This is a genomic window from Collinsella aerofaciens, assembly GCF_040910245.1.
In the GTDB taxonomy this organism is placed as follows: domain Bacteria; phylum Actinomycetota; class Coriobacteriia; order Coriobacteriales; family Coriobacteriaceae; genus Collinsella.
In genome coordinates this window covers 54229-74838 of record NZ_JBDGAY010000009.1, presented here as the reverse complement: position 1 = coordinate 74838, position 20610 = coordinate 54229, and the positions used below count along the sequence as shown (strand labels likewise).

The following is a 20610-nucleotide window of genomic DNA, read 5'->3' as shown; positions in this document are numbered from 1 at the left end:
AGTTTTGAATCCGTGCGCTAGCTGCGTTTTCGGATCAGGGCGATATAGAAGCCCTCAAAGTCGCGGCTGGGCGGAATGGTCAGCGTGCCGGGCATACCGTTGGCGACGGACGAGACGTGGCCGGCGGCGATGGCCTCGGTGAGGGCGTTGCTCTCGACGCGCGGCTCTTCGCCAGCTTCCTGAGCACGGCGCGTTTCACTTTCGCTCGGCGTGCCGTCGAGGGGGATAAGCTCGCAGTCCATGTGCTTGTCGAGGGCCTCTTGCAGGGCGTCCTCGTTTTCCTGCGGCAAGATCGAACAAGTCGAATAGACGAGCGTGCCGCCCGGTTTGAGGGCTCCCATGGCGCGGTCCAGAAGCGCGCGCTGCGAGCGGGCGCACTTGCCGAGCAACTGCTCGGTCAGGCCGCGCAGACTCTTCTCGTTGCCGCTGATGACGGTGCCCGTGCCGGTGCAAGGGGCGTCGAGCAGGATGCGGTCAAAGCGGAAGAACTCGTCGAGCTCGCGTGCGTCGATGCGCATGACGGGCACGTTTTTTGCGCCTTGGCGGTGGAGGTTGGCTTCGAGCTTCTCGGCGCGGGGAATGCTCATCTCGCAGGCTGTGAGGTGTGCCTGGCCCTGGGTGAGGGCGGCGATCTGCGTCGTCTTGCCACCGGGGGCCGCGCACATGTCCAGGATGTCCTCGCCTGCCTGGGCGCCCAGGACCAACGGCGGCATCATGGACGACAGGCTCTGCAGATAGATCTTGCCGTCGCGGTAGATGTCGAGGTCCCACAGGTCGGAAACCTGGGCCTCGGGCAGGATAAAGGCGTCTGGGTACCAGGCGACGGTTTGGTGCGCGATGCCGGCCTCGTCGAGTGCGGCGGCGATGTCCTCGGCGGTTGCCTTGAGCGTGTTGGCGCGCAGCGTGACCGGGCGCGTGGCGGCGGCGCCGAAGCCCTCGATCATGAGCTCGGCATCGGCGGGGGCATAGGCGCCGGCGACCGTGTCGACCATAAAGCGCGGCAGGTCGTCGGCGTAGGGAAGGGCGGCAAGCTGGTCGGAAAGCTCGGTGGCGGCAAACTGCCTGAGCTTGAGCTCGGGCTTAACCTGCTTTTTCTGCTTACGACGACGCGGCTTGGACATCCGTCTTTCCTTCCCATTCCATTAAAAGTAGTCAATTTGGGACGGGGCTATTTTAGCTACCCGTCCGTTTTGGCAGGCGTTGCAGTTAAATTTGGGACGGGGTAGCTAAAATGGCCCCGTCCCAAATTGACTACTCTGCCTTGGCGTTGGCCTAGTACTGGCTCTCGTGCTTGCTGAAGAAGTCGAAGCGCGGGGGCAGCGGCTTCACGCGGTGCTCGCCGGGCTTCTCGCCTAGGCTCTCCACGAACTCGTCCGTGGAGGCAAAGATGTTATCCCAGCTAAAGAAAGCGACCGGGTCGACGTCGAAGTACTCGCAGATGAGCTCGCAGCCGGCCGGGACGATGCCGTGCATGAGCACGGTCGCCACGCGCAGCTCGGTAAAGGCGTCGACCAAGGCCTGCGTCATGGCGGCGTTGGCCGGCTCACCCTCGAGCTTGTTGGCGGCCTTGGAGGCGTCGCTCCAGCGCTTGTTGGCGGCACGCAGGTAGTCGTCGCACACGGCGAGCGCGCGGTGCGTCTCGAACTTGTACATGGCCTGCTCAAAGGCAAGGACGGCCTGCTCGGCAGCCTCGACCACGGCGGCAGAGGCGGCGCCGGCGGGAATGCAACCGTTGCGATAGGGGCTCTCGTCGCCCTCCTTGACGGCGACGCCGTAGAAGCAGCTGCGGGCCAGGCGGTTGAACACGCCGGTCAAAAGGGCGCTCTCCTTAAGGGCCGGGTCGATAACGCGCTTGTCGTCGCAGGCGCGCACCTCGTTGCCGTCCTTGTCCTTGCCGGTCACGCGCGTGTCGTATGCCTTGGGGCTAAAGCTCACCGGCTTCTCTGACAGGCCGAGTGACAGCCAATGCGCGCGCATCTGCTCGCAGGTGTAGTGGTTGAGCAGGTCGTCTGCCGGCGGGGGAGGCGTCTGCGAGGACGAGCTGGCCTTTTTGCCCATGTAGAGCAGGTGATAGCAGGCGCTAACGGTGCTCTGCGTGAGGTTCCAGCTCAGGGCCTCCCACATGGCGGTCTGCGCGATGCAATAGAAGTAGATGTTGTCCTGACCGATGAACTGGTAGATCTGCGCGTCGTCCGAGCACCACCAGTCGCGCCAGTCGAGCGAGCTGTGCTGGTAGGTGGGTGCGGGTACCTGCGTGGAATCGGCGGCGGGCTCGCCCATGAGGGCGGCATCCTGGGCGGCGACACCCTCGGTTACGCCGGCGGCGCGGGCGTCGCGGGCGAGCACGGTGCGGGTGTAGCTGATGGGCGCCCACAGGCTCTCGGGCCAGCACCAGCAAGTGACGTCGGTCACGCCGTCGACCTCGGGCACCGGAACGCCCCAGTCGATGTTGCCGGTGATGCGGAAGGGCACGAGCGCCTTGCCGCTGCGGAAGCGCACGCCGCCGTTGGCGAGCACCGCGTGGGCGTCGTCGCGCTCCTTCCAGCTGGGGAAGGTGACGGTAAAGCTGCTCTTGTTGCCTTCGGGCTCCAGCACGGTGTGCTCGGGCAGCTGGTCCTCGACGGCGTCGAAGGCCTCGCGAAACTTGTTCTGAATATAGAGCTGTGCCGGCAGCAGCCACTCTTCCATGGTCTTGGAGACCACGGAGCGAACCTGCGGGTTCTGGGCGAGCTTGGCGGTGTAGGTCTTCATAAAGTCGAGGTAGGCCGGCAGGTCAAAGTAGAGGTTGTCGACCGGGCGCAGCTCGGGCACCTCGCCGGTGAGCTGGCTCTTGGGCGCGATGAGCTCCTCGGGCTCAAACTGGTGACCCAGGTCGCACTCGTCGGCGTACGCCTTCTCGGACTTGCAGCCCTGGATGGGGCAGCGGCCGATCACCTGGCGGCCGTTGAGGAACGTGCCGGCCTTGGCGTCGTAGAACTGCAGCGTGGAGCGCTTGGAGATGGTGCCCTGCTCGTGTAGGCGCTCGATAATCTCGGCGGTAACCTCGTTGTGAATCTGCGCAGCCGGCTCAAGGCCCGAGCCGCCGTAGATGTCGCAGCTGATGCTGTAGTTGTTGAGGGTCGCGGCCTGGCGGGAGTGATTGGACTCGACATACTCGCCGATGGACTTGTCGTAGCCTTCGTTCTCCTTGAGCTTGCGGTAGCTCTCCATGATGGGCGAGCCGTAGCAGTCGGTGCCCGAGGTGAAGATGACGTTCTCGCGGCCCAGGCGGTCGCGCAGGAAGCGGGCGAAGAAGTCGGCCGGGACAAAGACGCCGCCGACGTGGCCAAAGTGAAGGCCCTTGTTGCCGTAGGGCTCGCCGGCGGTAACGATGGCGCGGCGAGGCCAGCTGGGACGGTCGTTCATGGAGTATTTGGATGCCATGGGACTCCTTCGCATATGGTGAGAGCGCGGCCGGGCGCAAGGCCTGACGACGCGGTGGTCAATTCGTGCATATCGTTCGACATTATCGCACATGCGGACGGGTACGTGGCAGGGGCGCTATCCTAAGATGCTATGAATGAGATTTCCAACATACATGCGTTTGAGGACGAGGATTTTCTGCACGCTTGCTTCGTGTGGGGGATGGCCGTGCTTGTGGTGTTTGCCGTGTGCCTGGTGCCGGTGTTTATGCTGCTGGGCGGGCCCGCAGACTTGGATGTGGCGGACGCGGGCGGCTGGACGGCGGTTTTGGGCTGGATAGTCGGCTTGGCTGCGGTTTCGGCGGCGTCATTTGCCGTGCACGAGCTGGTGCATGCGGTGTTCTTTAAGCTGTTTGCGCCTGCCGGTGCGCGCGTGACCTTTGGGGCAAATCTCGAAACCTGCATGATTTACGCCTGCGCCGAGGGCGTGGTGTATTCGCGCTGGCGGTACGTGGCAGTTTGCCTGGCGCCGACGGTTGTTGTGACGGCGGCGTTTGCCCTAGGGTTTGCGCTCTCGGGCTATCCGCTGCTGTGCTACCTGGCGGCTGGTCTGCACTTGTCGGGCTGTGTGGGCGACTGGTATTACGTGCGAACCATTCTGCGCGACCGCCGCATTGTCGCCTGCGAGGACACGTCCTTTGGCGTGCGCTTTTTCGCAAGGTAGTCTTTTTGGGATGATTTTTCTGGGACGGGGATTAAAAAATCATTAGGTACGCAATGATTTTTTAATCCCCGTCCCAGAAAAATCATTGTGGGAGAGGAGATGTTGATGAAGCCGTTGCTGTTGCACGCCTGCTGTGCGCCGTGCTCGCTGGAGCCGGTTCGCCTGCTGCGCGAGGAAGGGTTTGAGCCCACAATCTGCTGGACCAACCCCAATATTCAACCGCGTGATGAATGGCGGCGGCGTTTGGACGAGCTGCGCCGGTGGTGTGCCGATGGCGACATCGAGCTCATCGAGGCGGGGGAGGACCGCGAGCGCTGGGAGGTCGGCGTGGCCCCGCTGGGAGCCGACCGAGCCCGTCGCTGTCGCGCGTGCTATGCCCTGCGTCTGGCCGAGGCGTGCCGTGTGGCCCAAGAGCGCGGGTTTGAGTTTGTGGGCACGACGCTCGCCGTCTCGCCGTACCAGCTGTTCGATACCTGCAATGACGTGCTTGAGCGCTTGGCGGCGGCACATGGGCTCACCCCGGTGATTCGCGATTTTCGCCCGTATTACCCCGAGGCGACACGACGTTCGCGCGAGCTTGGCATGTATCGGCAGAATTATTGCGGCTGCCGTTTCTCGGCCGTCGAGGCGGCCATGGACCGCGCCCGCATCCGCGACGAGCGCAAGGCTGCCAAAAAGTAGTTCATTTGGGACGTCAGCCTGCTAGGATGTAGAGCGGACTTTAGCTATATAAGGAGAATCCGACGTGTCTATGCGTACCGATGATTTTGACTATAACCTTCCTGAGGAACTGATTGCCCAGGCGCCTGCCGAGCCGCGTGACTCCTGCCGCCTGCTGGTGGTGGATCGCAAGGGCTCCCAGGCGGGAACGCCGCTGGAGCACGGCGGTACCGTCGAGCACCGCATCTTCCGCGACATCATCGACTATATCGAGCCGGGCGATGTGCTCGTCATCAACAAGACGCGCGTGATGCCGGCCCGCCTGATCGGTCGCAAAGCCGGCTCGGGTGGCGTGGTCGAGACGCTGCTGCTCAAGCGCCGCGAGGACGTGGATCCGCTGGGCCATGTTTGGGAGTGCCTGGTCAAGCCGGGCAAGCGTCTGAAGCCCGGTGCTCAGATTGAGTATCGCGCCGGTGGCGCCCATGCGCCCGAGGGTGCGCCCGTGGTGCTGACGGCCGAGGTTGTCGACTTTGTCACCGATAGCCGCGGTGGCCGTCTGGTGCGCTTTGAGCCGGCCGGTTGCAATGCCGCCGGCGAGCAGCGCACGCTCGACGGGGCCATCCATGCTGCCGGTCACGTGCCGCTGCCGCCCTACATTACCGATTACGAGGGCGATCCCGAGAAGTACCAGACCGTCTACGCCATGAAGGAGGAACACTCGGCTGCCGCTCCCACGGCGGGTCTGCACTTTACTCCCGAGCTCATGGCCGCTATCGAGGCCAAGGGCGCGAAGTTTGCCGCCGTTGAGCTCGAGGTGGGCATCGATACCTTCCGCTTGGTGGAGGAGGACGACCCCACGCAGCACGTCATGCACACCGAGCGCTACCACGTGTCGCAGGAGGTTGTCGACGCCGTGCATAAGGCGAAGGCCGAGGGGCATCGCGTGATCGCTGTCGGTACCACGGCGGTGCGCTCGCTCGAGAGCGCCTTTGACGCGGACGCGCCGGTGTCCGATCCGGCCGTGACGGCGCGCTATTTTGAAGGCCGCGAGGACGGCGCCGACACGCTCGGCCGCGGTGACATCGTGGTGCGCGAGAACGCGACAACGCAGCTCTACCTCATGCCTGGCTCGACCTATCACGTGGTCGACGCACTGATCACCAACTTCCACGTGCCGCGTTCCACGCTCATGATGCTCGTGAGCGCGCTTGCCTCCCGCGACCAGATCATGGATGCCTACGCCGCCGCTATCGAAGAGCGTTACCGCTTCTTCAGCTTTGGCGATGCCATGCTCATTTGTTAGTTACGCGGTTCTACGAACCGCGTAACTGCTCGACGCTGCAAACGCCCCTAAGCGGCAATCTGACGTTCAATCGTCGGGCATGACCAGAAGGTCAATGCCCTCCTCTTTCACGTCACCTTGCTCGCTTAGGGGCGTTTTCGCTGACTTCGCCAAAACATTGGCGTTGCCGTTGTTGGCACTTGGGGACGTTCCTTTTGTGCCGGCACCTGGGGATACTCCTTATGTCAAGAGATTGGTGCAAGAGGGGTAGGTTGCCTTGCGCCGATTTAAATAAGTTGCGGTGAGCGCTTTTTGGCAGCTGGTTTACTTGCTTGCGAAGAGCCAGACCAGGATGATCACCAGAATCACGGCGACAATGCAGACGATGGCTCCGGTGAATTTGATGCGTGAGTCGCGGGTACGCTCGCGCACGTCGTCCTCGGCGGCTTCGAGTTGAGCCACTTCACGCTCAGTTTCGGCGTGCTCGGCCTTATCGCGGGCCAGGGAGCCCGCGAGCGATTCGGTAATCTCGGGATGGTCATGCACCTCGGTCGCCTGCTCGATGATCGACTGTGCGTGCGCGACGTCCGCCTGGGCATTGGCAATAGCCTGCTCTTGCTCTCGACGCGCTTTGTCCTCGGCGGCGATCTTCTCGCGCAGTTCGCGCTGGCGCGTTGCGGCGGCGGCTTTTGCGGTCTGCAGCTCGTCGCGCGCGGCATCGGCCTCGGCAGTCACGGCCTGATGGGCACGCTTGGCGTCGGCGATGGGGGCTTGCGCCTGCTCGACGGCGTGCTCGGCGGCCGCGAGCGAGTGCTCAAGATCGGCGGTGATGTTCGGGACATCTTCCTCGGCTTTGCGCAGGGCATCGGCCGTGTCGGAGATCTGCATCGAAAGCTCGCTGGTGCGCACCGTGTAATTGGCGGGATTCGCCGAAGGATTGCGCTGCAGCTCGGCATACTCGCGGCGCAGCGTTTCGAGTTGAGCGCGCGTGGCGTCGACGGTTTGCTGCGCTGCGGCAACGCCGGCGTCGCGCTCGGCCTGCACCTTGTCGCGGATGCGCTTGGAATCCTCGAGGCGTCGAACGAGGCGGTTACCGGTTTCGCGCGAGCTGGCTTCGCGCGCCTCCACCGCGTCGAGTGCGGCTTTGAGACGCCGCTCGGTGGCGTCGTCCTCTTCCTTCATTTGTTCGAGCTGCGCCTTGAGTTCTGTTGCCTTGGCAGCATGGGTATCGCGGCCGATTTCTGCCGCCACGGCGGCCTTTTGTGCCGTGTCGATAGTCTGGCGCTGCTCGGCGACGATTTGGTCGTAGCGGCCTGCGATGTCTTGGCGTGTCTCGAGCTCCTCGCCTTGATCGGCGATGCGCTGCTCAAGTTCGGCCAGGTGAGCGCGGGCGTCCGCGAGTGCCTTCTTTGCGGCGTTCATCTCGCGCATGGCCGAGGCACCCTGGGCGATAAAGGCGCCCACGGCGCTGGCGGTGTTTGAGACGGCGCCTCCCAGATCGCGGCTGGCTGCTGGGGCGTGCAGGGCGGTCGGGTGACCGGCGTTTGCCGTGCCCGCATCGGGCGCCTGTGACGTGGTGATGCTGCCGGTGCCGCCCTCGACTACGGAAAAGCCGGCAGCGTGCGGGTCGACTGCATCGGCACCAATGGTGGGGTGCTCAAGCTGCAGGAACGAGGGCAGGGTGCTGCCTTGGTCGGCAACGGGGGTCTCGCCGGGCACGAAGGTCGAGGCGGCCTCGGCGGCCTCCTCTTCTTCGGCGTCAACATCGGCGTCGGCCACGGCGTCTTTCATCGCTTTGACGGCATCCATCATGGAGTCCATGACGGCATCGAGCTCTTCTTCCGAAGACACCTCGATGGGGCCCGCTGCTTGCTGCGGGGCGGCGTCCTTTTTGGGGGCGTCGTCCTGAGCGGCCGAATCGTCGTTTTGCTCGTCGGCATCTGCGGCCGCAGGGATCTCCGCTGCAGCGTCGTTATCCAAAGTGGCGTCGTCGACGTCGGTATCATTGCAGGTCACAGCGTCAGCATCTGCGGCGACGTCTGCGGAATCATCAATATGCTGTTGAGTCTGGGGGTCCAGCTCGTCTGTCATAGGCATGTGCTCCTCATCGTTGTTTGTCACCCTATGATAAAGTCTCGCGCCGACATCCCGCGCCCCGCAGCAAAGTTTCAAAACGTGTTCGATGGCTCGCGCCGATAGCAAAAATTCGGCCTCTATATTCAGTTTGCGCTTGACATTCCCTTCGCCGAAAGACGTTATGCCGTTCGCCTGCCGAGGCCTTTTCTTTTCACTTGAACACGCTAAAGTTGCATCTCAGCTTTTGGCGCGTTTATTTTTGGATGCGCGCAGTCGGCGGGCGTGCCCGTCGCGATTTTGAAAGGACTTCGTATGGGACTTTTCACTGGTAAGACCGTGATCGTCACCGGCGGCGGCAAGGCCACGCTTAAGGACGGCTCTGCTGGCTCCATCGGCTACGGCATCGATATCGCTTTTGCCAAGGAGGGCGCGAACCTCGTTATCACCGGTCGCAACGTCGCCAAGCTCGAGGCTGCTAAGGAGTCTCTTGAGGCCGAGTACGGCGTCAAGGTTTTGCCTGTCCAGGCCGATGTCTCCGCCGGCCAGGACAACGAGGCCGTCGTGCAGAACGTTATCGACAAGGCGATTGAGGAGTTCGGTCGCATCGACGCCGTCGTCAACAACGCTCAGGCCAGCGCCTCGGGTGTGACCATCGCCGACCACACCATGGACCAGTTTAACCTGGCCATTTACTCTGGCCTCTATGCCACCTACCTGTACATGCAGAAGGCCTATCCGCACCTGAAGGAGACCAAGGGCTCCGTGGTCAACTTTGCTTCGGGCGCCGGCCTGTTTGGTAACTATGGTCAGTGCAGCTACGCCGCTGCCAAGGAGGGCATCCGCGGCCTGACCCGCGTCGCCGCCAACGAGTGGGGCAAGGACGGCATCAACGTCAACATCGTGTGCCCGCTTGCCTGGACTGCTGCGCTCGAGAACTTCCAGGACGCCTATCCCGAGGCGTTCAAGGCCAACGTTCACATGCCGCCGGCGGGCCATTACGGCGACGTCGAGAAGGAGATCGGCCGCGTGGTCGTTCAGCTTTGCGGCCCCGACTTTAAGTATATGAATGGCGAGACCGTCACCCTCGAGGGTGGTATGGGCCAGCGGCCTTAGGGGTTACGGCGTTTTACCAAACGCCGTAACGGGCCGACGCTGCGCGGTCACCAGAGCGACAACTTGTCATTCAAAGAGGGCGGCATGACCAGAAGGTCTATGCCGCCCTCTTTTCATGCCAACTTGTTCGCTCTGGCGACCGCTCGCTGACGTTGCCAGAGCATCGGCGTTGCCTTTGTTGATGTAGTCGTTGGGGACGTTCTTAAATGACTAGTCGAAGGGGACACTCTTGCCGGCGCTTGGGGACAGTCCCTGAGTGCCGGCAGATTGGGACACTCCTTTGTAAGATGGCGCTGAAGACTGTCCCCGACGACTAGTCGTTTAAGAATGTCCCTAATGACTATGACCCCTTTGCGCCAGTTTCTGTCGAGTCGGTGCTTCTTGCGGGTTGCCCGTATAATGGTTTGCGTATGAACCGCAACCAAGGAGTTCCAGTTTATGGACCAGAGCCTTTTTAAATTCGACCTGATCGCCGAGGACCCGACGACGCACGCGCGCGCCGGCGTGCTGCACACCCCGCACGGCGACATCGAGACACCGATCTTTATGCCCGTGGGCACCAAGGCAAACGTCAAGGGCATCCCCACCGAGACCGTTAAGCAGCTCGGTGCGCAGATCGTGCTCGCCAACACCTACCACCTGTCCATGCGTCCCGGCGAGGACACCATCGCCGAGCTGGGCGGACTGCATAAGTTTATGAACTGGCACGGCCCCATCCTCACCGATTCGGGCGGTTTCCAAGTCTTCAGCCACAACGACGCCGTCAAGCTCACCGACGAGGGCGTGCGCTTTATCGTCAACGATTACGACGGCCGCCATGTGTTCTGGACACCCGAGGACAACATGGAAATCGCCATGAAGCTCGGCTCCGACATCTGCATGCAGCTCGACCAGTGCCCGGGCTATCCCGCCACGCGCGCCTACGTTGAGCGCGCCGTTGAGCTGTCGAGTATGTGGGCCGAGCGCTGCTATAAGGCCCACACCCGTGATGACCAGGCGCTCTTTGGCATCGTCCAGGGTGGCATGCATCTGGACCTGCGCCTGCGCTCGCTGCGCCACCTGGAGGAGTGCGGCGACTTCCCCGGCTATGGCATCGGCGGCTACTCGGTGGGCGAGGACCACGAGACCATGTTCGAGACGCTGGCGCCGCTGGTTTCCGAGTACATGCCTAAGCACAAGCCGCGCTACCTCATGGGCGTCGGCAACCCTACCACGCTCGTGCGCGGCGTTGGCGTGGGCATCGACATGTTCGACTGCGTGCTGCCGACGCGCACCGGCCGCATGGGTACGGCGTTCTCCAGTGAAGGTCGCCTTAACTTCCGCAACGCGCGCTTTGCGCACGACGACGGCCCCATCGACCCCACCTGCACCTGCCCGGTGTGCACGGGCGGCTACAGCCGCGCGCTCATCCGTCACATGGTCACGCAGAATGAGATGCTCGGCGGTATTCTGCTGTCGATGCACAACATCTACTACCTGCTCAACCTTATGCAGCGTGCCCGCCAGGCCATTATCGAGGGCCGTTACGGTGCGTTCGTGAGCGACTGGATGAACAGTCCTGCGGCGGTGGACTACTAAGAGCGGCGCGGGCGCTTGCGGAGCGTGGGCAACGGCAAGGGGCGAGCGCCGGCCGGTCATCACGTTCGCTAACACCGTCTGCGCGACCGCTGACCGATAGCTTGCAAGCACTTGATGCATCGTGGGTACCATACCGAATAGTTGATGTTCGGGCGGGTGTTTGGCGCATGGCGTCGACCCCGCCCGTTTTTCTTTTTCTCGATAGGAGTACCCATGATTAAGAACGAGAATGTCGAGGGCGAGCCTGCCTACGACGAGACGTACCGCCGCGGCCCCGTGGTTATGCGCGGCCCCATGATTCCTAAGGACAACACCTACGCCAACCTGCTGGCGCCCGAGGAGTCGACCGACTGGCTGCATGCTGATCCGTGGCGCGTGCTGCGCATCCAGGCCGAGTTTGTCGATGGCTTTGGCGCACTTGCCGAGCTCGGGCCCGCTGTGACCATCTTCGGTAGCGCTCGCACGCCCAAGACCGATCCGCTCTACAAGGCGGCGCGTACCGTCGGGCGCAAGATCGCACAACGTGGCGTGGCGGTCATCACCGGTGGCGGCCCCGGCATCATGGAAGCGGCCAACAGGGGAGCGGCAAGTGTCAACGGCAAGTCAGTTGGCCTGGGCATTGAATTGCCGCACGAGCATGGGCTCAATAAATACGTGAACCTCGGCATGGACTTCCGTTACTTCTTTGTGCGCAAGACCATGTTCGTCAAATACAGCTCGGGCGCCATCGTGTTTCCCGGAGGTTTTGGCACGCTCGACGAAATGTTCGAGGTGCTCACGCTGGTGCAGACACACAAGGTCAAGCGCATGCCGCTCGTTTTGGTGGGCACCGAGTACTGGCAGGGCCTATTCGACTGGCTTAACGGTCCGGTGATGGACGCCGGTATGATCAGCCCGCTCGATCCGGAGCTGGTGCACATTACCGACGACCTCAACGAAGCCGTCGACATTGCCCTGAGTGGGCTGATGTAGGGCAATCGTGCCCACCGCGATATGAATATGTATGGCACTCTGATGCTTTCTAACGTCAGTTTGCCATTTATATTGGGTATACTGATGCAAAAGACGAGGGCGAGGAGGTCGCGTATGTCTACTGCAACGGTTAAGCCTACGACGGTTCGCATCGAAGAGGGGCTCAAGGAGCAGGCGACTGAGTTCTTGGATTCGGTCGGCCTCAGCCTCAATTCCTATCTCAATCTTGCCGTTCGGCAGCTTGTAAATCAGCGAAAGATTCCTTTTGAGATTGTAGGAAGGGCGGAAGTGCCCAACGAGGCGACGAGGCGTGCCATGGTAATCGCCGAAGCTCATGAGTTGGGAATCCTGCCGGACGATAGCCCGTCATTCAACAACGCCGATGAGCTTATGTCATTCCTCGATGAGGGCTAAGCGATGTTTGAGATTAAGGTCGAGGCTCAGTTTAAGGCCGACTACAAGCGAACGATGCAGAGTCATCCGCAGCTAAAAACCGAGTTTAAGGCGGCAGTTGCCGAGCTTGCGGCACATGGTTCGCTTCCGGCGGAGTACGGTGCCCACGAGCTCTCCAACCCGGGCGGCAACTACAACGGGCACATCGACTTCCATCTATCCGACGGCCTGATCGACGTGGTCGTTCTCTACCTGCCGCATAAAACTAATCCGGTGATTCGACTGGTCAGAATGGGTTCGCATCAAGAACTGTTCCAGGGCCCACTGAGCTAGCCACTCGCTTTTAGCTTGCGGTGGAATAGGGATTGATTGGCGGCTGATACGCCAAAAACAGTCCCTATTCCACCGCAAGTGGTGGGGATGTCCTGCCTGTTGACGTGGCATCTGGCTTTCCCTTGTGGTTGATTTCGTCTAAGAGCTCCGCTGCGATCTCGCTGTTTTTGAACCTGATGCTGCAGTCTTCTTTCTTGGGGAAAGCTAGTAGCGGGATCGTTCCGTACCAGATTGTTTCTTCGTCAATTATCGCTGCACACAAACGTCCTTCTGCTCTAATGGCATGCTCGACGTTCATTTCTGCCAAAGTCTCGCTTGCATCTTCGCGCGGAGTCGAGGCAATGAAAAACTCAAGAGCAATCCCTCGGGCGGTGGCACCTTTGATTGCATCGCCGAGCTTTGCGAGGCAGGCGGCGGATGCGTAGGGCGCGGCAATGAAGATGCTCTTGGCGGCGCCAACGATGTCTTCAACCAGAGTCTCTACGGCATTGGTCGGTTCTATGAGAATGTTTTGATCGGACTGCTCGCTGCCACCGGTCACGTAGACTTCGTACCCGAGCTTGGCGTAGGTCTTGAGTCTCTTCTGGTACATGCGGGCGAGCATGGGTATAGATAAATCAACGTAGTCGAATATCTCAACCCGTCGCTTGCCCTCGTGGCTTCTATGGAGCCTGCCCGCCTGCTGCGTGATGCTGCCGTCCCACGATATTGGCGTGGCAATGAGTAGAGTGTCAAGGTAGGACAGATCGAAGCCCTCGCCCAAAAGGCTTTCGGTGGCGACGATGATTCGATGTTCATGCTCGAAGCGGGGAAGACTGCTCAGTATCGTTTTTCTTTCTTTGGCGTCGATTTCCCCGGTCAGGAGAACGGGTTCGTGTCCTTGGTTTTTGAGCATCCCGAACAGCTCCTCGGCATGCTTTTTCCTTTTAGTCAGCACGAGCGGATGCCGGCCGTTTGACGCAGCTTCAATAGCGTCGTTGACAATCAATTCGTTTCTAGCTGCATGCGTGCACAGCAGGTCGAGAATCTGATTGAAGTTTGCACCTGGCTCGTAGGCGGGTAGTCGAATTCCAGTAAAACGAGGCCGTACGATGCGCTGGATGCCCTGCTGAATCGCTTGCGCTTTTGGATCGATAACATAACGGAGCGGGCCGCAGAGCATGGAGAGCGCCCGCGTAAGGCCGTCGGATCGTTCGGGCGTCGCAGAAAGGCCGTATACGTATTTGGCCGGGGCGGACTTGAGAATAAGCTCGAGCTGTGGTGCGGCGGCATGGTGGCATTCGTCGCAGATAATGAGGCCGTAATTACGAACAAGGCCCTTAACTATCGGCTCTCCGGTTTGGCGGTCTTTGCCAGATAACGACTGGAACGAAGCGATGTCGACGAGGCCGCTTACGGCCATTTTGCCTCCTCCTATTTGTCCGATGACCGGAGGCTGCCTTTTGCTGATTCGTCCTTTTGGGGTTCGGACGGGCTCCCTGTTGTCCGTAATGTCGATAAATCGCTCGAGCTGGGATTTCCATTGGGTTATGAGTGCGGTTTTGGGAACGATGACGAGCGTTGGAAGACCAATGGATGCAATAAGATAAGCTCCGATGACTGTTTTACCGAAGCCTGTCGGCGCGGACATGATTCCGTCTTCGTATATGAGCATCTGATCAGCGGCGATTTGCTGCTCAGGGCGAAGGACTCCTTTAAATGCCATAACAATCGGATTACCCGATTTGCGCTCGTCTGAATAGTGGGCGGTAACGCCGGTCTCTTGAACTAGCTGCTCAAGTTGAGTTTTGCAGCCCCGGGGAATTGCAACATGACCATCTCTCAGTTCGCTAAGGTCTATGAGTCGCGGTTTGCCGAATACTGATTGATGCATGGACTGCGCGCGATAGAATGCCGGATTGGCAAATGTCGCAAGTCCGCGGATTTCCATTTGAGCTGCTGGACTCAGAGACTTCTCGGGGATGTACAGCATATCGGCTTGAATAACGGGCAGCGATGAGGGAAAGTCCCGCGATGTGAGTGGTAGTCGCTTTCGTGGTCTTTGGGCATACCGTTTGCCCTTGTTTGCCACCGTAGTTGTTGCTGGTCCGTGCGGGTTGTTTCCAGGGGCCTCAATCAGATCTTGCACCGTCGAGCGCGGAATCAGCTGGACTTGTGATAGATAGAGCCATTGGTCGGGAAAGGGCTTGAATTGTTCGTCTACAAATACACTGTTTCCTTCACGTTGCGCCTTGCCTTGAAAGGGGAGTGCGATGAGGTTTCCGAAGCCTCCATCGGGAATAGTGGCCTGAGCGGGTAGCATTCGATCAAAGGCCTCGAACGTGATTGTCTTATTATGCGCCGCAGCTTCGATTATGAGGCAACTTCCAAACTCTCGGGCAGCCTTTGCGCTGATTGGCTCGAGGAAGAAAAACCAGATGTGGGCGCCGTTGCCGGACCTTGAGCGCTCAACAGCGGCGTTAATGCCCCGTCGTATTGCGACAAGCCGTACGGCATTTGTTGCCTCCTTCCAGTCCGCTTTGTCAAAATCGATGACGAGAACTTTCGTGTTGCAGTTCCTATCGAGAACATATTGCCCGAGGACATCGCGGAACCGGTCATCGTTGCCTTTAAAGTGAGCAATGATTGCGGCATCGCTTAATTCCGGGAAGACGCGATTGCTGCATTCTACGCATTTAACTCTTTGATGGGCTGCTTTGGGGCAAATTCCTGGCTCCCACTCATTAGCACAAGCAGGCGTATAGCCAATGCCCCCGTCCTTTCTGCGATATCCATGAGCGTAAACATCTTTGCGCCCGGTAAAGAGACTGCGAAAGAGCTCGAGTTTATCGCGTGCTGGGCTCGCGCTGGTGACGATGCCCTCGATTTGCGCTCGTTCATCGAACAAAGCGCCAGCTTCTTCCCACTCTTCTAGCGTTGCGTAGCGTACGTCTGAACCGTTGTTGCAAATGACGATTTGTCGGTGTTGGTCCGATATATGTGTGATCGTCTGATCGTATTTAAATTGTGCGGTCCCAAAGAGGGCGTATTGATGCATGGCGTTGCCCATTTGAATGCCGTCCTTGTATTGGAGTTGTTGAGACGAGGGTACGGCATTACGGCTTTTTGGGATATGTAATTTCGATTCAAGTTTGCTAATGGCAAGGGATTATTCTGCGAGCGGCTTTCGGTCGATGCCAAGGCGCGCGACGGTCCTTGATAATCAGGGTTTGCGGTCATATGGGTAGCCGGAGGCGTAAAGAGCGGACCTCATTCAGACCCGGTGGGCAAAAAATGGAAAATATGAGTACTGTTGCTCAGTTAGTCTCATATTATTTGAGAAGTATCTAAGACCAATTGACTGAGTTTTAGTATATTCACCCCCCCCCTAAACACGACGATTCGGGGCTTTATGGAGCTTGAAATCGGTGGAAGCGGGCAATTTCAGCGACATTTTGCTGTTACTAAATTTATGACAGTACTCATATTTGCCATTTTTTGCCCACCGGGTACCGCTAGGGGCTAGTCGAAGCTCCCCCAAACAGCTGGGAATGCGCCGATCGTCAGCATATCTTGTATATGGATGGCTCAGCAAAAGAAGTTGCGGTGGAATAGGGATTGATTTGCAGCTGATAAGCCAAAAACAGTCCCTATTTCACCGCAAGTGGTAAAGGTGCCCCTAGTGGATGGGCTGGTAGCGGGGGCAGTAGCTGATGGCGATGGCGTCGACGCCTACGTGGGTGGCGATGGTGCAGCCGATGGGGCCGGTGCCGGCGTCTACGTAGTCCTGGCCTGTGAGCGCTTGGTTGACGAGCTCATGCTCCTCGGCGGCGCCGGTCGTGAGCACGCGCACGCTGGAGCCCGGGTGCTCGGCCAAAAATGCGAGGCAATCGGCCATGGTGTTGGCGACGATGCGCTTGGCACCGCGGCCCTTTTTGATGGCCTTGATCTCGCCCGATTTCCACTCCGGCGAAACGGCCAGGCGAATGTTGAGCATCTGCGTGAGCTGGCCGGCGAGTTTGGGCGCGCGGCCGTTCTTAACGAGGTTCTCGAGCGTGCGGGGAATCAGCAGCAGGTGGGCGTCGGGCAGCGTCGCGCGGATCTGCGCCTCGGTCTCGTCCAGGCTGCGGCCGTCCTCGCGCATGACCAGCGCGTACTCCACCAGCAGGCCCTCGGCGCCCGAGCCGGTGCGCGAATCGATGCAGCGCACGTCGAGCTCGTGCGTTTCGGCCGTCAGGCTGGCGTTGGCATAGCAGGCGGACCACTCGCTGCACAGCGAGATAAAGATGGCGCTGTCGTGGCCGTCGGCGCGCACGCGGTCAAAGAATGCCTTGAACTCGCCGGCGCTCGGCTGCGAGGTGTGCGGCAGTTGCTCGGAACCGGCCATGCGCGCGACGTACTCCTGGGCGGTAATCTGCACCTGGTCGAGCAGGTCCTCGCCCTCGATAATCACATGCAGCGGAATCACGTAAATGCCGAGCTCTTGGGCGCGGGCGGGGGAGATGTCCGACGTGGAGTCGGTTATGATGGCAAAAGACATAATTGCACCTTTCGTTGGGGCGCTTGCGCGCCGCCTTCTGAGAGCAAAGTGCGACAAGTATAGTGGAGTCGTTCCACATTGCCAGCTTTATTTGTTGAATAGTCAACAGTTTGAAGTGTAAGTGTGGAAATCACCAACTGGGGAAGAGGGATGCCGATGGAGGCGCTGGAGATATGCAGACGGCCGATTGTGCTGTTCGATTTTGACGGCACGGTGGCAGATACGGGCCGGGCGGTGATGACCTCGACGCGCAAGACGCTGGCTGCGCGCGGGTTTTCTGAGGCGCAGATGGGTGACCTGCGCCGCATGATCGGGCCGCCCCTGTGGAAGAGCTTCCACGACTTTTACGGCTTTTCCCGCGAGGAGTCGCTTGTGGTGGCCGACGAGTACCGTGCCTTTTTTGATGAGCTGGGGCCGGAGGAGTACCCCGTGTTCGATGGGATTCCCGAGCTGCTGGATGGGTTGACCGCCCAGGGCAAGCGTATGGCCGTGGCGACGTCGCGCATGGAGGCGAAGTGCATCGATATGGTGCATGAGCTGGGGCTTTGCCAGTTCGAAGCCGTGGTTGGCATGAATCCGCCGCAGGGGCGCGAGACCAAGGCAGATTCGGTTCGCGATGCGCTGGCGGCGCTCGGTGCGACGGCCGACGAGGCCGTGATGATCGGCGACCGCTTTAACGATGTGGAGGGCGCGCACGCGATGGGTGTGCCGTGTATCGGCATCTATTCGGGCGCGGCGGCGCTGGGGGAGCACGAGGCCGCGGGTGCCGATGCGGTGGTGCACTCGGTGGCCGAGCTTGCTAAACTTTTCGCTATATAAGTATGTGATGTGAGGGGCGGGCACGCTCGCCCCTCATTGGTAAGGAGGTCGTCCATGAATCAGGTGGAGCAGAGCGTCGCTGAGTATGTCGACGAGGTCTGGGAAGATGTCGTCGCCGATATCGAGCAGCTGGTGAGTTATCCGTCCGTAGCCGTTGCTGCCGACGCAGAGCCCGGTGCGCCGTTTGGCCGCCCAGTCCGTGACGCGCTCGATTGCGCGCTCGGCATTGCGCAGAAGCTCGGCTACCAGACGAGCGACGACGAGGGCTATGTGGGCATTGCCGATATCCCTGGCCGCGGCGACAAGCAGCTCGCGACCATCTGCCACGTGGACGTGGTTCCCGCCGGTCCCGGTTGGAACACCGACCCGTTTGCGATGGAGCGCCGAGAGGGCTGGCTGCTCGGTCGCGGCGTAATCGACGACAAGGGCCCGGCGGTGCTATCGCTCTACGCCGGCGCCTATCTGCTCAAGCACGGCATTACCCCGCGCTATACCTTCCGCGCGCTGCTGGGATGCGATGAGGAAGTGGGCATGTCCGACGTTCACCATTATCTGGAGAACCACGCGAACCCCGACTTTCTGTTTACGCCCGATGCCGAGTTCCCGGTTTGTAATGCCGAGAAGGGCCAGTTTGGGGCGACGTTTGTGAGTCCCAAGATCGACGGCGGGCGCATTGTGTCCTGGAGCGGCGCCGAAGCGAGCAACGCCATTCCGTCGCAGTCTATCTGCGAGCTTGCGATTGCCGCCGATGAGCTGCCGGCGCCTGTTGAGAACGCCGACCGCCTGGAGATCACGGCGCTCGGCAACGGGCATGCGCAGATTTTCGCCCACGGCATTGGCGGTCATGCCTCGATGCCCGAGGGGACGATCAACGCCGTCGGCCTGATCGTGACGTACCTGCGCGAGGCCGAGGACGCGTTTGGTGCGCGCGACGAGCGCCTGCTGACGCCTGCCGAGCACGAGTTCGTCAAGTTCTTGGCCTTTGTGCATGCGGACGCCTATGGTCGCGGCTTGGGCATCGATGCGACGAGCGCGGCGTTTGGCCCGCTCACGTGCAACCCCGGCGTCATCCGCGTGGTGGATGGCCACATTGAGCAGGTCATCGACGTGCGTTTCCCCGACAGCACGAGCGCCGATACCATCCGCGAGCAGCTCGAGCCGCTCGTGGGCCGCTTTGGCGTGACGTATCGCGTGGGTCGTGCCAAGGTGCCGTTCTCAGTTTCGGCCGACGATCCGGCCGTGAAGGCGTTGATTGACACCTATAACGAGTTTACGGGTAAGCATGCCGAGCCCTTTGCCATGGGCGGCGGCACGTACGCGCGCAACTTTGCCCGCGCCGTGTCATTTGGCCCCGAGGAGACCGGCCTGGAGCTGCCCGCATGGGGCGGCCAGATGCACGGCCCCAACGAGTGCGCCAACGAGGAACAGCTCAAGCAAGCGCTCAAGATCTATATCGTTGCGATCCTCCGTTTGAATGAATTAGAGCTTTAAGGTTACGCGGTTTCCCAATCTAAGTTGCGGTGGAATAGTTCCTAGAATGGGCCATTTGATGGCCAAGCAGGAACTATTTCACCGCAACTTTGCTTTTATTGGTGTAAAAGGTGCGCCATATTTGGCGCTGGATTGTTATTCGTTTGTAAAGCCCTGCCGCGCTTGCGGTAAGGGTTTATCAAATGCCCGTAAGAAACCGCAGTTGGCGCGGGTGCTGCCCGGTCGGGATCGTATCTTTCCAAACAGCAAAGCGGGCAGGGTGCCCGCGATTCGCATGTACGAAAGGAAGATCATGCTCGATCAGGCTTATTCTCGTCGTCAGTTCCTCGGCCTTGCTGGTGGTCTTGCCAGCATCGTCGGTCTCGGTCTCGTTGGCTGCGGCGGCGCAGGCGCATCCGACGCCGCCGACAAGGGTAGCGCCGCTGCTGCCGAGTCCGTCTCCGGCGAGGTGACCTACGACGGTGCCTCCTCGTTCCAGGCTCTCGTCGAGGCCGCTGCCGAGAAGTTCATGGATGCCAACCCCGACGTCTCCGTCTCCGGCTCGGGCAACGGTTCGGGCAAAGGTCTGACCGCTGTTGCCGCCGGCACCGTCACCATCGGTAACTCCGACGTCTTCGCCGAGACCAAGCTCGAGGCCGACCAGGTCAAGAACCTCGTCGACCACGAGGTCGCCGTCGTGGGCATGGGTCCCGTCGTCTCTAAGAACGTGAAGGTCGACGACCTGTCCCTCGAGCAGCTCAAGGGCATCTTCTCCGGCCAGATCACCAACTGGAAGGAGGTCGGCGGCGACGACGCCACCATCGTCGTTCTCAACCGCAAGGCCGGTTCCGGTACCCGCGCCACCTTCGAGGCTGCCGTCTTTGGCGACGAGGCAGCCGACTTTAAGGGCGACGCCGAGCTCGACAAGTCCGGCGATGTCCAGACTCAGATGGGCAGCACCGATAACGCCATCTCCTACCTGGACTTCTCGCACTTCGATGACTCCAAGTTCAACGCCATCAAGGTCGAGGGCGTCGAGCCCAAGAGCAAGAACGTCACCGACGACTCCTTTAAGATCTGGGCGACCGAGCACATGTACTGCGCTAAGGACGCCGACGAGGCCACCAAGGCCTTCTTGGAGTTCATGCTTTCCGACGATGTCCAGGGCAAGCTCGTCGAGGAGCAGGGCTTTATCCCCGTCTCTGCCATGAAGGTCGTCAAGGACGCCAGCGGCAAGGTCTCTGCTAAATAAGTAATCGCCCCCGGAAAG

The 20610-nt window shown here is 60.6% G+C and carries 16 protein-coding genes; 11 read left to right on the top strand and 5 right to left on the bottom strand.

What is annotated here, in order from left to right; genetic code table 11:
• Window positions 1–17 precede the first annotated feature (17 nt).
• Window positions 18–1121 carry an RsmB/NOP family class I SAM-dependent RNA methyltransferase gene (locus AB5Z20_RS04965; protein WP_368156510.1) on the bottom strand — a complete coding sequence of 368 codons (1104 nt, stop codon included), beginning with the start codon at window positions 1119–1121 and terminating at the stop codon, window positions 18–20.
• 151 nt (window positions 1122–1272) lie between these two features.
• On the bottom strand, window positions 1273–3423 hold the full coding sequence (locus AB5Z20_RS04960; RefSeq protein ID WP_368156509.1) for a class I tRNA ligase family protein: 2151 nt from the start codon (window positions 3421–3423) through the stop codon (window positions 1273–1275).
• Between the two features lie 132 nt (window positions 3424–3555).
• Here AB5Z20_RS04960 and AB5Z20_RS04955 point away from each other — a divergent pair, with 132 nt between their 5' ends.
• The 3 genes from AB5Z20_RS04955 (at window position 3556) to queA (ending at window position 6088) form a co-directional block, all read left to right on the top strand.
• Window positions 3556–4125 carry a DUF3267 domain-containing protein gene (locus AB5Z20_RS04955; RefSeq protein ID WP_368156507.1) on the top strand — a complete coding sequence of 190 codons (570 nt, stop codon included), beginning with the start codon at window positions 3556–3558 and terminating at the stop codon, window positions 4123–4125.
• A gap of 105 nt (window positions 4126–4230) precedes the next feature.
• A complete protein-coding gene (locus tag AB5Z20_RS04950; protein ID WP_368156506.1) occupies window positions 4231–4806 on the top strand; it encodes an epoxyqueuosine reductase QueH in 576 nt (191 codons plus the stop codon).
• A gap of 70 nt (window positions 4807–4876) precedes the next feature.
• On the top strand, window positions 4877–6088 hold the full coding sequence (gene queA / locus AB5Z20_RS04945; RefSeq protein ID WP_368156518.1) for a tRNA preQ1(34) S-adenosylmethionine ribosyltransferase-isomerase QueA: 1212 nt from the start codon (window positions 4877–4879) through the stop codon (window positions 6086–6088).
• A gap of 303 nt (window positions 6089–6391) precedes the next feature.
• On the opposite strand, the gene AB5Z20_RS04940 is transcribed toward queA, so the two are convergent.
• Window positions 6392–8158: a hypothetical protein gene (locus tag AB5Z20_RS04940; protein ID WP_368156504.1), complete on the bottom strand. Its 1767-nt coding sequence runs from the start codon at window positions 8156–8158 to the stop codon at window positions 6392–6394.
• Window positions 8159–8455: 297 nt separating this feature from the next.
• On the opposite strand from AB5Z20_RS04940, the gene AB5Z20_RS04935 reads away from it, so the two are divergent.
• The 5 genes from AB5Z20_RS04935 to AB5Z20_RS04915 all read left to right on the top strand — a co-directional run bounded on the left by AB5Z20_RS04935 (window position 8456) and on the right by AB5Z20_RS04915 (window position 12532).
• Entirely contained in the window at window positions 8456–9256 is an 801-nt protein-coding gene (locus AB5Z20_RS04935) for an SDR family NAD(P)-dependent oxidoreductase (RefSeq protein WP_006235414.1), read from the top strand.
• 438 nt (window positions 9257–9694) lie between these two features.
• On the top strand, window positions 9695–10834 hold the full coding sequence (gene tgt / locus AB5Z20_RS04930; protein WP_368156503.1) for a tRNA guanosine(34) transglycosylase Tgt: 1140 nt from the start codon (window positions 9695–9697) through the stop codon (window positions 10832–10834).
• Window positions 10835–11047: 213 nt separating this feature from the next.
• Complete coding sequence (locus AB5Z20_RS04925) at window positions 11048–11806, top strand: TIGR00730 family Rossman fold protein (protein WP_368156501.1); 759 nt, start codon at window positions 11048–11050, stop codon at window positions 11804–11806.
• Window positions 11807–11920: 114 nt separating this feature from the next.
• Window positions 11921–12220 (top strand): type II toxin-antitoxin system RelB/DinJ family antitoxin, encoded by a 300-nt coding sequence (locus AB5Z20_RS04920; protein WP_260700052.1) that lies wholly within the window; start codon window positions 11921–11923, stop codon window positions 12218–12220.
• Window positions 12221–12223: 3 nt separating this feature from the next.
• A complete protein-coding gene (locus tag AB5Z20_RS04915) occupies window positions 12224–12532 on the top strand; it encodes a type II toxin-antitoxin system YafQ family toxin (RefSeq protein ID WP_368156499.1) in 309 nt (102 codons plus the stop codon).
• Window positions 12533–12596: 64 nt separating this feature from the next.
• Here AB5Z20_RS04915 and AB5Z20_RS04910 read toward each other — a convergent pair whose 3' ends face one another.
• Complete coding sequence (locus AB5Z20_RS04910; RefSeq protein ID WP_368156497.1) at window positions 12597–15581, bottom strand: TOTE conflict system archaeo-eukaryotic primase domain-containing protein; 2985 nt, start codon at window positions 15579–15581, stop codon at window positions 12597–12599.
• Between the two features lie 609 nt (window positions 15582–16190).
• On the bottom strand, window positions 16191–17051 hold the full coding sequence (locus tag AB5Z20_RS04905; RefSeq protein ID WP_368156495.1) for a DegV family protein: 861 nt from the start codon (window positions 17049–17051) through the stop codon (window positions 16191–16193).
• A gap of 156 nt (window positions 17052–17207) precedes the next feature.
• On the opposite strand from AB5Z20_RS04905, the gene AB5Z20_RS04900 reads away from it, so the two are divergent.
• The 3 genes from AB5Z20_RS04900 (at window position 17208) to AB5Z20_RS04890 (ending at window position 20592) form a co-directional block, all read left to right on the top strand.
• Window positions 17208–17870 (top strand): HAD hydrolase-like protein, encoded by a 663-nt coding sequence (locus AB5Z20_RS04900; protein ID WP_368156493.1) that lies wholly within the window; start codon window positions 17208–17210, stop codon window positions 17868–17870.
• A 54-nt stretch (window positions 17871–17924) separates the two neighbouring features.
• The gene (locus AB5Z20_RS04895) at window positions 17925–19361 is read left to right on the top strand and encodes a M20 family metallopeptidase (RefSeq protein WP_368156492.1); all 1437 of its coding nucleotides are present in this window, start codon (window positions 17925–17927) and stop codon (window positions 19359–19361) included.
• A gap of 274 nt (window positions 19362–19635) precedes the next feature.
• Window positions 19636–20592 carry a phosphate ABC transporter substrate-binding protein gene (locus AB5Z20_RS04890; protein ID WP_368156491.1) on the top strand — a complete coding sequence of 319 codons (957 nt, stop codon included), beginning with the start codon at window positions 19636–19638 and terminating at the stop codon, window positions 20590–20592.
• The last annotated feature ends 18 nt before the right edge of the window (window positions 20593–20610 follow it).